We start from the raw sequence: 15,987 nt of genomic DNA, 5'->3' as shown, positions 1-15,987 counted from the left end.
GGGTGGGACGGCGGGTGGTTCGCGGGCGGGTGGTTCGGCTGCGCCGGCGGATGATTCGGTTGCTGCGGAGGCAGGTGGTTCTGCTGGTTCTGCGGGGGCTGGTGCTGCTGCCCGTCCGGCTCGGACCGCTGGTTCTGGCCGCGGTCGCCCGAGCCCTGCGGCCGGTCGCCCTCGTCCCCGGAGCGGCGGTTGCCCTCGTCGCCGGACCGGTGGTCGCCGCCCTCGTCCCCGGAGTCGCCTTCGCGCGAGCGCCGGTTCTCCGCGTGCGCCTCGCGCGACTCGTGGACACCGTCCTTGCCCGCCTGCACGGCGTCCTTGGCGTCCTGGCCGATGCCCTTGGCGTTGTCCTTGATGTCGCCGACGTCCCCGCCGATGTTCTTCGCGATGTCGACGAGATCGCCGATGCTGCCGACGTCCTTGATCTTCTGCAGCTGCGACCCGATGTCCTTGATCGAGTTCCAGATGTCCTGGACCTTCGTGATGATGTCCTGGATCATCTCGATGATCGAGATCAGGGCGTTGATCAGCGGCAGCAGTTCGCTGAACGCGGTGATCGCGTCGGCGATCCAGCCCGCGATCGGGACGCACGCCTCGGCGGCCATCACCAGCAGCCGGTCGATCAGGCTCTTCAGCAGGTCCAGCGCCTTGGCCGCGAGCTTCTTCGACGTGTCCGACAGCAGGTCGAAGCCCTTGGCGATCAGCGACGCGATCCCGGCCTCGGCGGCGAGCCCGGCCCGCCATCCGGCCTGCACGTAAGCCTTGTGCTCCAAGGAAGCCATGCCGTGCCAGGAATCGCTGACGGTCTTCTCGTTGGCGACCATCACCTCGGAGAACGCCTTCATCGCCTCGGAGATGTTGCGCCACGCCTCGGCGTCGGCCGACATCTTCGAGAAGTCGCCGGTGAGCGGTTCGATGAACTGCTGGGTCAGCGTGGTGCCGGTGAACTTCTGATACACCCACTCGACGGCCATCACCTCGACGCCGGCGTCCTTCACCAGCGCCTGGACGTCCTCGCCGGAGGTGTCTTCCGGCGGCTGCAGCAGTTCGGTGATCGAGTCGCCGCGGTCGAAGTCGCCGGAGGCGCCGGGTGCACCGCCGGGATCGCCGCCCGAACCCCCGGTGCTTCCCTCTCCGCCGTTGCCGCCGCCTTCTCCGCCTTCGCTGCCGGTGCCGCCTTCGCCGCCCCCGTCGCCGCCTTCGCTGCCGGAACCGCCCTCGTCGCCGCCCCGGCCGCCGCCTTCGTCGCCGCCCTCGTTGCCGCGATCGCGGCCCCGGTCGTCGCCGCCGTCTTCGCCGCTGTCCCGGCCATCGCGACCGTCTCGGCCATCTCGGCCGTCGCGACCATCCCGGCCGTCCCGGCCGTTGCCGTCGTCATTGGACTGTCCGTTGTCGTCGCCTTGACGGCCGCGGTGCCTGCCATTGCCGTTGTCGTCGCCGGAGTTGCCGGAGTTTCCGCCGGTGCCGCTCGGATGCGTCTGGTCGTCCCCGCCGGACGGACGGCGCCCGTCCGGGCCGGTGCCGCCAGGATGGTTTCCGCCCGGATGGCCGGGCTGATTGCCGCCCGGGTGGGTCGGCTGGTTGCCGCCGGGAGGCGGCTGATTGCCGGGATGCGGCTGGTTGTTCCCCGGATGCGGCTGGGTGCCGTTGCCGCCGGGGTGGGACGGCGGATGCGTCGTCCCCGTTCCCCCGGGGTGGTGGCCGCCGCCGTGCCCGCCGCCGTGCCGTGCCATGTCTTGTCCCCCTCGTCAGAACCGTGCGGTGCGGATGCGCATCAGGCCGCGCCGCGGCCGGAGTCGATGCCGTCGAACTGGTCGATGAACTGCTGGAGCAGCTGCGCGGAATTCGCGTCGTGGTGCGCGTAGGCCTGCGCCGCCTGCTTGACCCCTTCCGACAGCGAGGTCAGCCGCGAGTGGCCGAAGTCGAGCGTGCCGCCGTAGAGGTTCGCGACCAGCTGCACCACCGGCTGCAGCACCACGAACAGGCCGGTGAAACCGGACGTGTCGCACGCGGTGGAGCGCATGTAGTCGTTGATCTTGCTGATCTTCTCGTGGAGGCTGTCGAGCACCTCGGCGTACTGGTTCATCGTCTCGACGTCGACTTCTATGCCGGACATGAAAGAAACCGCCCTCCCCGTGAGCTGTTGGTTGCCGAACACTATGGCAACCGACGATCACCGAGTGTGGGCGGTTCCCGGAAATTTGTGCCATTACCTGGGAGGAACGGGCGAAGGGGACGAAGCGGGCGCATCGACTTCGTCACGCGACAGGTGCGCGGAGCCGCTTCGGGGCTTATGCTTCGCGGACCGAAGCATTGGGAACCCATCCGGAACTATGTCGTTCCGCGCTGCCGGATCGTTACCGTTCTTCCCCGTCAGGGGAGCTCCGAGGCGCTGCTGGGGTGTTTCCCAGGTGTTAAAGTCGCGCTAACAAGCGGGCCATCGTCGTCCCGTGCGCTCCCGCGGCCGGTTCGCCGGCCACCGCACGAAACGACGAAGGAGGTCCCTTTTCCATGATCTTCTCCGCCATCCCCGGCAAGCAGGGTCTGTACGACCCGGACACCGAGCAGGATTCCTGCGGCGTCGCCATGGTCGCCGACGTCCAGGGTCGCCGCACGCACGGCATCGTCACCGACGGTCTCGCCGCGCTCACGAATCTCGACCACCGCGGGGCCGCGGGAGCCGAGCCGACGAGCGGCGACGGCGCCGGGATCCTGCTGCAGCTGCCCGACGAACTGCTGCGCGCCGAGGCGGGATTCCCGTTGCCCGCCAGCGGCGGATACGCCGCCGGGATCGCGTTCCTGCCCGCCGAGGACGAGCAGCGCCGCAAGGCGATCGGGCTCACCGAACGGATCGCGGCCGAGGAAGGGCTCAGCGTCCTCGGCTGGCGCGAGGTTCCGGTGGACACCGACGGCGCGGAGATCGGGCCCACCGCGCGTTCGGTGATGCCGCACTTCGCGATGCTGTTCGTGTCGTCCCCGCACGGCGAAACCGGCCTGGAGCTGGACCGGCTGGCGTTCTGCCTGCGCAAGCGCGTCGAGCACGAAAGCCTCGCTTCCGGCTGCGGCGCGTACTTCCCGTCGCTGTCCGCGCGCACGATCGTCTACAAAGGCATGCTCACGCCCGAGCAGCTGCCGTGGTTCTTCCCCGATCTTCGCGATTCCCGGCTCGCCAGCGCGATCGCGCTCGTGCACTCCCGGTTCTCCACCAACACTTTCCCGTCGTGGCCGCTCGCGCACCCGTTCCGGTTCGTGGCGCACAACGGCGAGATCAACACGATTCGCGGCAACCGCAACCGCATGCGCGCCCGCGAAGCGCTGCTCGAATCGGACCTGCTGCCCGGCGATCTTTCGCGGCTGTACCCGATCTGCTCGGCCGACGCGTCGGACTCGGCGTCCTTCGACGAGGTGCTGGAGCTGCTTCACCTCGCGGGCCGTTCGCTGCCGCACGCGGTGCTGATGATGATCCCGGAGGCGTGGGAGAACCACACCTCGATGGATCCGGAACGGCGGGCTTTCTACCAGTTCCACGCCAGTTTGATGGAGCCGTGGGACGGTCCGGCGTGCGTCACCTTCACCGACGGCACGCTCGTCGGCGCGGTGCTCGACCGCAACGGACTGCGCCCGGCGCGCTGGTGGCACACCGCCGACGGCCGCGTGGTCCTGGCCAGCGAGGCCGGAGTCCTCGACGTGGCCCCGGAAAACGTCGTCGCGAAGGGCCGGCTGCAGCCCGGCCGGATGTTCCTCGTGGACACCGCGGCGGGCCGGATCGTGGACGACGAAGAGGTCAAGTCCGGGCTGGCGCGCAACCAGCAGTACAGCGACTGGCTGCACGCCGGCCTGCTCAAGATCGCCGAGCTGCCCGACCGCGACCACGTGGTGCAGAGCCACGATTCGGTGCTGCGCCGCCAGCTCGCTTTCGGCTACACCGAAGAAGAACTGAAGATCCTGCTCGCACCGATGGCCGCCAACGGAGCCGAGCCGATCGGGTCGATGGGTTCGGACACCCCGGTCGCCGTGCTGTCCAAGCGGTCCCGGCTGCTGTACGACTATTTCAAGCAGAACTTCGCGCAGGTGACCAACCCGCCGCTGGACGCGATCCGCGAAGAGCTGGTCACGTCGATGAGCCGGATCATGGGACCGGAGCGCAATCTCCTCGCGCCCGGGCCCGCTTCCTGCCGGCACCTGAACCTGCCGTACCCGGTGATCGACAACGACGAGCTGGCCAAGCTCATCCACATCAACGACGACGGCGACCTGCCCGGTTTCTCCTGCAGTGTCCTTTCCGGACTGTACGAAGTGGACGGCGGAGCGGCCGCGCTGGCGACGGCGATCGAGCGGGTGCGGCGCGACGCGTCCGAGGCGATCGCGGCGGGCGCGCGCACGCTCGTGCTGTCCGACCGCGATGCCGACCACCGGATGGCGCCGATCCCGTCGCTGCTGCTGGTTTCCGCGGTGCACCACCATCTCGTGCGCACCAAGGAACGGCTGCGCGTCGCGCTCGTCGTGGAGACCGGCGACGCCCGCGAGGTGCACCACGTCGCGCTGCTGCTGGGCTACGGCGCGGCGGCGGTGAACCCGTACCTCGCCTTCGAAACCATCGAAGACATGATCAGCCAGGGCGCGATCACCGGCATCGAACCGGCGAAGGCGATCCGCAGCTACGTGCAGGCGCTCGTCAAGGGCGTCCTGAAGATCATGTCCAAAATGGGCATCTCCACCGTCGGCGCGTACACCGCGGCCCAGGTCTTCGAATCCCTTGGCCTGAGCCAGGAACTGCTCGACGAGTACTTCACCGGAACGTCGTCGAAGCTCGGCGGCGTCGGGATGGAGGTGCTCGCCGAGGAGGTCGCGGTGCGCCACCGCCGGGCGTACCCGGACAACCCGACCGACCGGGTCCATCGTGGACTCGAGACGGGCGGCGAGTACGCGTACCGCCGCGAGGGCGAGCTGCACCTGTTCACGCCGGAGACGGTGTTCCTGTTGCAGCACGCGTCGAAGACCGGGCGCGACGAGGTGTATCGCAAGTACACCGAAGAGGTGCACCGGCTTTACCGCGAGGGCGGCACGCTGCGCGGGCTGTTCAAGTTCCGCGACGGCGCGCGCGAACCGATTCCGCTGGACGAGGTCGAACCCGCGTCGGCGATCCTGCGCCGGTTCAACACCGGTGCGATGTCGTACGGTTCGATTTCGGCTGAGGCGCACGAAACTCTCGCCATCGCGATGAACCGCATCGGCGGCCGTTCCAACACCGGCGAGGGCGGCGAAGACCCGGAACGCTTGTACGACCCGCAGCGGCGCAGTGCGATCAAGCAGGTCGCTTCGGGCCGGTTCGGTGTCACCAGCGAGTATCTGGTGAACGCGGACGACATCCAGATCAAGATGGCGCAGGGTGCGAAGCCGGGCGAAGGCGGGCAGCTGCCGCCGAACAAGGTGTACCCGTGGATCGCCCGCACGCGGCATTCGACGCCGGGCGTCGGGCTGATTTCCCCGCCGCCGCACCACGACATTTACTCCATTGAGGACCTGGCGCAGCTGATCCACGACCTCAAGAACGCCAACGAGCAGGCCCGCATCCACGTGAAGCTGGTGTCCTCGCTGGGCGTCGGCACGGTCGCGGCGGGCGTTTCCAAGGCGCACGCGGACGTCGTGCTGATTTCCGGGCACGACGGCGGCACCGGCGCGTCGCCGATGAACTCGCTCAAGCACGCCGGAACGCCGTGGGAGATCGGGCTCGCCGAAACGCAGCAGACGTTGCTGCTCAACGGTTTGCGCGACCGGATCACGGTGCAGGTGGACGGTGCGATGAAGACCGGCCGCGACGTCGTCATCGCGGCGCTGCTCGGCGCCGAGGAGTACGGCTTCGCGACGGCTCCGCTGGTCGTCGCGGGCTGCATCATGATGCGCGTCTGTCACCTCGACACGTGCCCGGTCGGCGTCGCCACGCAGAGCCCGGAGCTGCGCAAGCGGTACACCGGACAGGTCGACCACGTGGTGCGGTACTTCGAGTTCGTCGCCGAGGAAGTGCGGGAAACCTTGGCGCAGCTGGGTTTCCGCACGCTCGACGAGGCGATCGGGCACGCGGAGATGCTCGACACCGACGAGGCCGTGCAGCACTGGAAGGCCTCCGGGCTCGACCTCAGCCCGGTCTTCGACATGCCCGCGGAGACGCCGTACGGCGGTTCGAAGCGGCGCGTGCGCGAGCAGGACCACGGCCTGGCGCACGCGCTCGACCGCACGCTCATCCAGCTCGCCGAGGCGGCGCTGGAAGACGCGCACCCGGTGCGCCTGGAACTGCCGGTGCGCAACGTGAACCGCACTGTCGGCACGCTGCTGGGTTCGGAGATCACCCGCCGCTACGGCGGCGAGGGCCTGCCGGACGACACGATCCACGTGCTGCTCACCGGTTCGGCCGGGCAGTCGCTCGGCGCGTTCCTGCCGCGCGGCATCACGCTGGAAATGGTCGGCGACGCCAACGACTACGTCGGCAAGGGCCTGTCCGGCGGCCGGATCGTCGTCCGTCCGCATCCGGACGCGAGCTTCGCCGCCGAACAGCAGACGATCGCGGGCAACACGCTGGCCTACGGCGCGACGTCCGGCGAGCTGTTCCTGCGCGGCCAGGTAGGCGAACGGTTCTGCGTCCGCAACTCCGGCGCGACGGTCGTGGCCGAGGGCGTGGGAGACCACGCGTTCGAGTACATGACCGGCGGCCGCGCGGTGGTGCTCGGCCCGACCGGGCGGAACCTGGCGGCCGGGATGTCCGGCGGCAGCGCGTTCGTGCTCGATCTGGACCGCGCGAAGGTCAACCGGGAAATGGTGGACCTGCTTCCGCCGACCGCGGAGGATCTGGCCTGGCTCAAGCAGATCGTGCAGCGGCACCACGACCTCACCCGCTCGGCCGTGGCCGCGTCGCTCCTGGGCGACTGGACCCGGCGCGCGGCGGCGTTCACCAAGGTGATGCCGCGCGATTACCAGCGGGTCCTCGATGCGGCTAAGGCGGCTCGCGCTGCTGGCCGCGATGTCGACGAAGCGATCATGGAGGCGGCTCGTGGCTGACCCCACCGGTTTTCTCAAGCACGAACGGCAAGAGCCGAAGAAGAAGTCTTACGAGGAACGGCTTTCCTCGTGGGGCGAGGTCTATGCGGACGTCCCGCCGGACGAGCGCAACGAGCAGGTGCGCACGCAGGCGTCACGGTGCATGGACTGCGGCATCCCGTTCTGCCATTCCGGCGGTTCGGGGTGTCCGCTCGGCAATTTGATTCCGGAATGGAACGACCTCGTCCGCCGCGGCGACTGGGCGGCGGCCAGCGATCGCTTGCACGCCACCAACAATTTCCCGGAATTCACCGGGAAGTTGTGCCCCGCGCCGTGCGAGGCGGGCTGCGTGCTGTCGATCTCGCCGTTGTCCGGCGGGCCGGTGGCGATCAAGCGCGTCGAAGAGACGATCGCGGCGCAGTCGTGGGAAGCCGGATACGTGCAGCCGCAGGTGGCCGAGGTGTCCTCGGGTCGCAAGGTGGCCGTCGTCGGCTCCGGTCCGGCAGGGCTCGCCGCGGCGCAGCAGCTGACCCGTGCGGGCCACGAGGTCACCGTGTTCGAGCGCGACGACCGGCTCGGCGGCCTGCTGCGGTACGGCATTCCCGAGTTCAAAATGGAGAAGAAGGTCCTCGATCGGCGCCTTTCGCAGCTGCGCAAGGAGGGCACGAAGTTCGTCACCGGCTGCGAGGTCGGCGTCGACCTGTCGGTGGAAGACCTGCGCGCGCAGTACGACGCGGTCGTGCTCGCCGTCGGCGCCCTGCGCGGCCGCGACGACCGCACCACGCCGGGCCGTTCGCTCGACGGGATCCACCTGGCGATGGAACACCTGGTGCCAGCCAACAAATCCGTCGAAGGCGACGGCCCGTCCCCGGTCGACGCGAACGGCAAGCACGTCGTGATCATCGGCGGCGGCGACACCGGCGCGGACTCCTACGGCACCGCCACCCGCCAGGGCGCGCTGTCGGTCACCCAGCTCGACCAGTACCCGACGCCGCCGCAAACCCGCGACGACGAGCGGTCGCCGTGGCCGACCTGGCCCTACATCCTGCGCACCTACCCGGCGCACGAGGAATCGGGCGAGCGGAAGTTCGCGGTGGCGGTCCGCCGCTTCGTCGACGACGGCGACGGACACGTCAAAGCCGTGGAACTGCAGGAAGTCCGCGTGCAGAAGGACCCGGAAACCGGCCGCCGCGAGGTGGTCCCGGTGAACGGCGAGGTCGAAACGCTGCCCGCGGACCTGGTCCTGCTGGCGATCGGCTTCGAAGGCGTCGAGGAAATGCCGCTGCTGGAAGGCCTCGACCTGACCCTGACCCGCCGCGGCACCCTGTCGTGCGGTTCGGACTGGCAAACGGAATCCCCCGGAGTCTTCGTCTGCGGCGACGCCCACCGCGGCGCGTCGCTGGTCGTGTGGGCCATCGCGGAAGGCCGCTCCGTGGCGGCCGCGGTGGACACGTATCTGACCGGTGCTTCGGACCTTCCGTCCCCGGTGCACCCGACCGCATTGCCGCTCGCGGTGGTGTGATCGGTCCTGGCTCGGGCCCCGGCGCAACGGCGCGCCGGGGCCCGTTTCTTTAAGCTGGTGTCGTGCGGATCGGCGAATTAGCCCGGAAGACCGGAGTCAGTGCCCGCTCGCTGCGGTACTACGAGCAGCAGGGCTTGGTGCAGAGCACGCGTTCCGCGGGCGGACAGCGGCACTACCTGGCGACGGAGGTCGAGCGAGTCGAACTCATCCGCCTGTTGTTCGACGCGGGCTTGCACAGCAAAGTGATCGCGCGACTGCTGCCCTGCGTGCACAGCGACGACGAGGGCGTCATCGAAGACGCTTTCACCACGATGGTTTCCGAACGCGACCGGCTGACCGCCGACATCACCCGCCTCGCCGACGCCCGCGATGCCCTGGACGTACTGATCGAGGCGAACACTCAGTACCGGCAGGGCGCGGGCAACTCGCGCTAGCGACTCAGGTCGATGACTAGCTTGCCCGAGGCATGCCGGGACTCGACGAGCGCCAACGCTTCTTGCGCTCGCGCGAGCGGATAAGTCCCGGTGATGTGCGGATCGAGCCGCCCCTCGGCCATCAGCTCGGCGACTCGTTCGAGACTGGCCCGGTCGAGGCGACGATGGACGAACGCGCCGCCGAGTTCGGTTACTGACGGGTCTCCGACCGCGATGAGCTTCTTCGCCAACGGCGCGACACTGCGCAGGGATTCTCCGCCGACCGTGTCGACCACGGCGTCGAAGTTGCCGAGCTGGTCCACGACGTTGCCTGCGGTGTAGTCCACGAAGCTCGCCCCGTATTTGGTCGCGAGATCCCGCTTGGCCGTGCTGCCCGTACCCGTCACGACGAGCCCCCGATCCCGCGCGAGCTGGGCCAGCGCGATCCCGACCCCGCCGCCGATCCCGTTCACCAGCAGCGAGGCACCCTTCGGCAGGTCGAGCTGATCAAGCACGTCCAGCGCCGTGGTACCCGCGACAGGGATGGTCGCCGCCCAAGTCCACGGCAGAGTGTCGGGAATGCGGGCGGTGGACTCGCCGAGCAGCAGCGTCGTTTCCGCATACGTGCCCGCCCCGGTCAACGCGAACCCAGTGACCCGGTCGCCGACTTCGAGCCCGGTCACGTCTTTTCCCACGGCGAGCACCGTTCCCGCTGTCTCCATCCCGAGCACCTGAGGGAAGGGCAGGTGGCCGTTCAGGTCGGGAACATGCCCGGACCGCAGCAGATGATCGAGCGGATTCACTCCCGCGGCCGCGACGCGGACGAGAACCTCGGCCGGACCGGGTGCCGGATCCGGCCGTTCGAAGAACTCCTGGACGTCGGCCGCGCCGAACGCCCGATATCCCAAGGCTGTGCTCATCTGCTGATTCCTCCCGCGTCCCGGTCTGTCCGAAACCGACGCTATTCGTTGACATTGGTGTCAACTTCCAGCTGATGTGACCCGGCCGACACGGTTCGTGGGAAGCTGAACCGTCGGAGGGGGTTGCGGGTGGGCGAGCGGATCACGAACCGGATCCTGGGGCCGGTCACGGGCAAGGTCGTGCAGATCGGCCACGCGGATTCGGTCACCTGCACCGCCCCGCCCGTCCGGTCCCGCTACCTGGAATGGGTGCGGCAGATCGCGCCGCGCGAACTCGTCGGCCGCGCGCGAGAACTGGCCCGGCTGGCGCGGTTCTGCACCGCCCCGGAAGGCCCGGATTACGTCTGGTTCCGCGCCGAACCCTGGACCGGCAAATCGGCTCTGATGGCGTCGTTCGTACTGGACCCGCCCGCCGGGGTGCGGATCGTCTCGTTCTTCGTCACCGCTCGCTCGGCCGGAGACGACACGCGGGAGGCGTTCGTCGACGCGGTGCAGGAGCAGCTGGCCGAAATCCTCGGCACGGCGAAGGATCCGCAAGCGCGGAACCTCCCCGCGGTCTTCGCCGAAGCCGCCGCGCACTGCCGCGCCCGGGGCGAACGATTGGTTCTCGCGGTCGACGGCCTGGACGAGGACCGCAGCGCGAGCGGGCACAGCATCGCGGCTTTGCTGCCGTACCCGTCCGACGGGCTGCGGGTGATCGCCGCGAGCCGCCTGAACCCCGACGTTCCCGCCGACGTCCGGCCCGACCACCCGCTGCGCGCCCCGGAAATCGAACAGCTGCTGGCCCCCTCCCCGGCGGCCCGCTTCGCCCGCGGCGACATGGAACGCGAACTGGACGCCCTCCTTTCCGGCGAACCGGAGCTGCTCGGCCTGCTCGTGGCCGTCCGAGGCGGCCTCACCGCCCCGGACCTGGCCGAACTGACCCAGCGGCGGCCCCGCGACGTCGAACGGATCCTCAACAGCGCGGCAAGCCGGTCGTTCTCGCGCCGTCCGGCACATTGGCGTTCCGGCGACGCACCCGAGATCTACTTGCTGGGCCACGAAAACCTCCAGCGCGCAGCCGAAGACGCGCTGGGCCCGAAAGAACTCGCCCGCCATCGGTCCACTTTGGACAAATGGGCTCGCCGCTACCGAGAAGCAGGCTGGCCCGCGGACACCCCGCAATACCTGCTGCGCGGCTATTTCCGGCTCGTGCGGGAGTCCGGAGACGTCGCCGCACTGGCCGACCTGGCTGTTGACCCCGCGCGGCACGCCCGCCTGCTGGACGTGTCCGGGAACGATCTCGCGGCGCTGGCCGAGCTGGATTCCGCCCTCCTCGCGGCGTTGCAAGCAGCCGACCCGGACCTGGTCCGGATCATCACGCTCGAGACGTACCGGGACAACTTCCGCGACCGCAACAACCAGATCCCGGAGCGGCTCCCCGGGCTTTGGGCAGAACTGGGCGAGGTCGACCACGCGATCGCGCTGGCGCAGTCCATCATCGATCCGTTTCGGCAACGCGCTGCCTTGCGAGGGGTGGCCGGCGCCTTCGCCCGCACCGACCGGACGGACCTGGCGCGGCGGCTGGCGGACGACCAATCCGATCCGGACCTGCGAGACGATCTCCGCGCGGAGATCGCGTTCGCCCTGATCGAGGACGGACGTCGCCGCGAAGCGGTCCTCGACGGGCTCTCCGAGGACCGGCGCAAACAGCTCGAAGCCCACCTCGCGGTCGCCCGCCCCGATCCGGATTTCGCCAGGGCGCTCCGCCGGATCGGGGAGATGACGACCGACGCGGCGCCGGCGCTCGCCCGCCTGGGGCGGTTGGTCGTGGTCGCGCACCCGGAGCTGGCCGAGCGATTCATCGAGGCCGCAGGCCCGCAGAGGGAACCCGGCACTTTGGCGCACGACATGGCCGCGGCTTTTCTCCGCCGTGGCGACGACGCCCGGGCCGACGCACTGCGGGAGCGGTACCGCTTGGACGACGCCGAGCTGCCCGCGCTGGTGCTGGGCCGCGAGTCCAGCGACAACTGGATGCTGCGGTCGCTGGTCGACGCCCTCGCGGAGGCCGGGCAGCTGTCCGGCATCCTCGACATGATCCAGGTTTCGCGCTCGTGGCCGGTCTTCACGTCGCGGCACGTCGCCGAACTCGTGGAGACCGGCCACGTGGATCTTGCGGTCGAGTTGGCGGCTCGCATCCGCGCGACCTCTCCCTACGACGATCCGAGCAGCGAGATCGTGGATTTCCTCGTCCTGATCACCGAGGTCGCGTTGCGAGCCGGGCATCGGAGCCAGGCCCGGGAACTCGCCGTCAAGACGGAAGAGCTGGCCCGCCGTCCCGTGCTCGACCGCCGCGTCGCGGACGCGGTCGTGGCACTGGCCGGAGCGACCGTCGTTTCCCGGGACGTCCGGCGCGCCGAGATCCTCGCCCCGCTGCTGCCGCTCAGCTGGCACAGCTTCCCCGGACCGAGCGGGTTCGTCCGGTTCCTCGCCGCCGAAGGAGACCGTGCGATCGCGGAAAAAGTGCTCACCGGCCTCCAGGACCTGCGCGAGGCGACCAAGCCGATGCTGCTGCTCGCCCGCAGGCACCGCCAGGCAGGCGACACGGCCGCCCTCGCCCGGCTGGCCGACCACGTGCGCGTCCGGATGGACGCGCTGAACGACGACTCGGGGTGGGCCCAGTGCGTGACGATGATGTGCGCGATCGGCTCGCACCGCGAAATCGTCGAACTGCTCGCCCGCGGCCTCGAGACCCGTCCGCAGGAGGCCGGCGAGATCGTTGACGGCATCGCCGAACTGGCCGCACGGGGCGAGGACGGCGCGGCCCTCGAACTGTGCTGGGTCCTGCCCGAGCCCCTCCGCCGCCGAGCCAGGATCATCTTGATCTCCGGGCTGGCGGAAGCGGGCTGCGCGGACCGGGCCGAGACCATCATGAGCCGCTTCCAGGACGCGGACGAGCGCCGCGATTTGCTGAACGCGTTCGTGCGCGGCCTCGGCTCCCGGGATCTGGACCGCGCACTGAAAAAAGCCGCCGAGATCGAGCTGCCGGAAGACCGGGCGAACGTGCTCGCCGAGCTGGCCCGGCACGCCGTTCCGGAGCAGCGGAGAAGAATCCTCGCCGAAGCAGCGAGCCTCGACCACTGGTCCGTAATCGTCCCCGCCCTGGACACCGACGAACTGGCAGGTCTCCTCGACGTGGCCGACCGATTCGGCGCCCTCTACCTCCCGGAAGACCCGGACGCGTGACCCTCGACGCCCACCGGCCCGGACAAACGCGGCAGACCCTATCCTGAGACGCGTGAACTGGACAGTCGACGTTCCCGTAGACACTCTCCCCGAGCTGCCGCCCCTGCCTCCTGAGCTGCGGGACCGCCTCGACACCGCCTTGTCGCTGCCTGCCGCGCAGCAGCCGGAGTGGCCGGACGTCGCGCTGGCCAAGCGGGTGCGCGGCGTGCTGGAGAGCGTGCCGCCGATCACCGTGCCCGCCGAGATCGACCGGTTGAAGAGCCGGCTCGCCATGGTGGCTCGCGGCGAGGCGTTCCTGCTGCAGGGCGGCGACTGCGCGGAGACGTTCGAGTCCAACACCGAACCGCACATCCGGGCCAATCTGCGCACTCTGCTGCAGATGGCCGTCGTGCTCACCTACGGGGCCAGCCTGCCGGTGGTGAAGGTCGGCCGGATCGCGGGCCAGTACGCGAAGCCGCGCTCGTCCGGCACCGACGCGCTCGGGCTGCCCGTCTACCGCGGCGACATCATCAACTCGCTCGTCGCCAAGCCGGAGCTGCGGGTGCCGGACCCGGGCCGGATGATCCGCGCCTACGCGAACGCGGGCGCGGCGATGAACCTCGTCCGCGCGCTCACCGGCGCCGGCATGGCCGACCTGCACCAGGTGCACGACTGGAACAAGGACTTCGTGTCCTCGTCGCCGGCGGGGGAGCGGTACGAGGCGCTCGCCGCCGAAATCGACCGTGGTCTGCGGTTCATGAACGCGTGCGGCGTCACCGACACCTCGCTGCAGTACACCGAGATCTTCGCCAGCCACGAGGCGCTGCTGCTCGACTACGAGCGCGCGATGCTGCGACTGGACCAGGCGGACGCGGCCAACCCGAAGCTGTACAACCTGTCCTCGCACTTCCTGTGGATCGGCGAGCGCACCCGGCAGCTCGACGGCGCGCACATCGCGTTCGCCGAACTGCTGTCGAACCCGATCGGGCTCAAGATCGGCCCGACGACCACGCCCGAGCAGGCGCTGGAGTACGTCGAGCGGCTCGACCCGCGCAGCGAGCCGGGGCGGCTCACGCTCATCTCCCGGATGGGCAACGGCAAGGTCCGCGAGGTGCTGCCGGCGATCGTGGAGAAGGTCGAATCGTCCGGGCACAAGGTCATCTGGCAGTGCGACCCGATGCACGGCAACACGCACGAGTCGTCCACCGGCTACAAGACCCGGCATTTCGACCGCATCGTCGACGAGGTCCAGGGCTTCTTCGAGGTGCACCACAAGCTCGGCACCTACCCCGGCGGCATCCACGTCGAGCTGACCGGCGAGGACGTCACCGAATGCCTCGGCGGGGCGCAGGAAATCTCCGACGTCGACCTCTCCGGCCGCTACGAGACCGCGTGCGACCCCCGGCTCAACACCCAGCAGTCGCTGGAGCTGGCCTTCCTGGTCGCGGAGATGCTGCGCGGCTGACGACAGCTCGTGAGTGTTTATGCCGGTTCTAACCGGCATAAACACTCACGAGGCCCCCGCTCCTCGCCTGCGCGCGTGAAGGAAGCGGCGCGGCAGCCAAGGCCCCCGCTCCTGGCCAAGCCGGTTCTAACCGGCGCGAGCACTCACGAGGCGTCCAGCAGTTCCGCCGCCGATTTGGCCACCGCGTCGCGCAGCGATCCGAGGTCCTCCACCGCGTCCGCGTTCGCCTGCAGTCCGATGTGGACACTGTCGCGATAAGGCGCCACCGCGATGCCCACCGCCTGGTGCGGGGCCAGCGGCACGAACGGATAGACCTCCGTCAGCGGCGCTCCGGCAAGCGCGTGCCGCGCGGGTGGCACCGGAACGGTCGTCACCACCAGGTCGAACAGCAGCGGCGCGGCCAGCCCGGCGGTTCGCGTGCCCAGCCAGTGCAGGGCCGCGGGCATCCGGTCGGCCAGCAGCGGAAAAGCCCCGGCTCCGCGAGAAGGTCCGGCGGCTTTGTTGCGCGCCATCGCCTCGCGCACCTCGGCCAGCCGCCGCACCGGATCGTCCATTCCGATCGGCAGATCGCACAAATAGCCGGAAAGCTTGTTCCCGCCCACGTGCCCGGCCGCTCTCCCGCGCACATTCACGGGAATCAGCGCACGCACCGACCGTCCGGTCGCGCGAATGCCGCGATTGACCAGCCATTCGCGCAACGCGCCGGACAACACCCCGAGCACGACGTCGTTCGTGGTCCCGCCGTGCGTTCGCCGGATCCGGCGAAGATCCGCCGACGCCAGCCGGGCGAAACCGAGGCGCCGTCCGGCGGTGGCGGGTGCGGCCAGCGGCAGGCACGGCGGCCGGGCCGCCCGGACCACCGACGACGCGATTCCCGCTGTCTCCAACGTATCCCGCATCGCGTCCAGCGGCGTACGAGGCTGCGGGATCGCCGGTGCGGGCTCGGGAAGCGGCAACCCGTCGAGCAGTCCGACCGTGACGGCGTACGCGCCCGCGCCGTCGGTGAGCGCGTGGTGCAGCTTGAGCAGAATCGCGAATGCGCCGTCCGGAAAACCTGTCACCACAGTGAGTTCCCACAACGGACGGTGCGGGTCGAGCGGTTCGGCGATCCATCTCGCGGCGAACTCCGGCAGCGGGTCCGGGTCGTACAGCGTGGTCAGCCGATGCTGATGAATGTGTTTCACTGCCTGGAAATCCAGGTCGTCCACCCAGGTCGCGGAGCCGGGCGGGAACAGCCCGGCGCGGATTTTCCGGCGCAGCGGCGGAATATTCGCGGCCCGCCGCGCGAGCAGCGCGGTCAGCCGGTCCGGGCAGATCGGCTCGTCCGGCGCGAAAACCAGGGCCACGCCCATCTGCATCGGCGCGGTTTCCCTGGAGAGACACAGAAAAGCGACATCGAGCGAGCTGAGCGGGGCAGGCGCCACGGTCCACCAT

The 15,987-nt window shown here is 69.7% G+C and carries 8 protein-coding genes and 1 pseudogene; 5 read left to right on the top strand and 4 right to left on the bottom strand.

What is annotated here, in order from left to right; translation table 11 throughout:
• Positions 1–1,730 (bottom strand): annotated as a pseudogene (locus D0D37_RS03605) (hypothetical protein); the annotation flags it as partial.
• 41 nt (positions 1,731–1,771) lie between these two features.
• Complete coding sequence (locus D0D37_RS03600; protein ID WP_208719777.1) at positions 1,772–2,113, bottom strand: hypothetical protein; 342 nt, start codon at positions 2,111–2,113, stop codon at positions 1,772–1,774.
• A 395-nt stretch (positions 2,114–2,508) separates the two neighbouring features.
• Between D0D37_RS03600 and gltB the strand changes: the two genes are divergently transcribed.
• The 3 genes from gltB (at position 2,509) to D0D37_RS03585 (ending at position 8,985) form a co-directional block, all read left to right on the top strand.
• On the top strand, positions 2,509–7,050 hold the full coding sequence (gene gltB, locus D0D37_RS03595) for a glutamate synthase large subunit (RefSeq protein WP_116199053.1): 4,542 nt from the start codon (positions 2,509–2,511) through the stop codon (positions 7,048–7,050).
• Positions 7,043–8,551, top strand: coding sequence for a glutamate synthase subunit beta (locus D0D37_RS03590; protein ID WP_116199052.1), 1,509 nt, complete (start codon positions 7,043–7,045; stop codon positions 8,549–8,551). Before gltB ends, D0D37_RS03590 begins: the two co-directional genes overlap by 8 nt.
• A gap of 62 nt (positions 8,552–8,613) precedes the next feature.
• Positions 8,614–8,985 carry a MerR family transcriptional regulator gene (locus tag D0D37_RS03585; RefSeq protein WP_116199051.1) on the top strand — a complete coding sequence of 124 codons (372 nt, stop codon included), beginning with the start codon at positions 8,614–8,616 and terminating at the stop codon, positions 8,983–8,985.
• Here D0D37_RS03585 and D0D37_RS03580 read toward each other — a convergent pair.
• Positions 8,982–9,884 (bottom strand): NADP-dependent oxidoreductase, encoded by a 903-nt coding sequence (locus D0D37_RS03580; protein ID WP_116199050.1) that lies wholly within the window; start codon positions 9,882–9,884, stop codon positions 8,982–8,984. The two genes, D0D37_RS03585 and D0D37_RS03580, sit on opposite strands and share 4 nt — an antisense overlap.
• 129 nt (positions 9,885–10,013) lie before the next feature.
• On the opposite strand from D0D37_RS03580, the gene D0D37_RS03575 reads away from it, so the two are divergent.
• Both D0D37_RS03575 and D0D37_RS03570 read left to right on the top strand, forming a co-directional pair.
• Positions 10,014–13,109 carry a P-loop NTPase family protein gene (locus D0D37_RS03575; RefSeq protein ID WP_116199049.1) on the top strand — a complete coding sequence of 1,032 codons (3,096 nt, stop codon included), beginning with the start codon at positions 10,014–10,016 and terminating at the stop codon, positions 13,107–13,109.
• Between the two features lie 52 nt (positions 13,110–13,161).
• Complete coding sequence (locus tag D0D37_RS03570; RefSeq protein ID WP_116199048.1) at positions 13,162–14,553, top strand: class II 3-deoxy-7-phosphoheptulonate synthase; 1,392 nt, start codon at positions 13,162–13,164, stop codon at positions 14,551–14,553.
• Positions 14,554–14,696: 143 nt separating this feature from the next.
• Here D0D37_RS03570 and D0D37_RS03565 read toward each other — a convergent pair whose 3' ends face one another.
• Positions 14,697–15,977, bottom strand: a complete 1,281-nt coding sequence (locus D0D37_RS03565; RefSeq protein WP_116199047.1) for a wax ester/triacylglycerol synthase family O-acyltransferase — start codon at positions 15,975–15,977, stop codon at positions 14,697–14,699.
• Positions 15,978–15,987: the final 10 nt, after the last annotated feature.

Origin of the sequence: Amycolatopsis circi (assembly GCF_003385235.1) — a bacterium.
GTDB lineage: Bacteria > Actinomycetota > Actinomycetes > Mycobacteriales > Pseudonocardiaceae > Amycolatopsis > Amycolatopsis circi.
The sequence above is the reverse complement of the archived record's forward strand: the minus strand, read 5'-3'. Positions and strand labels throughout refer to the sequence as shown.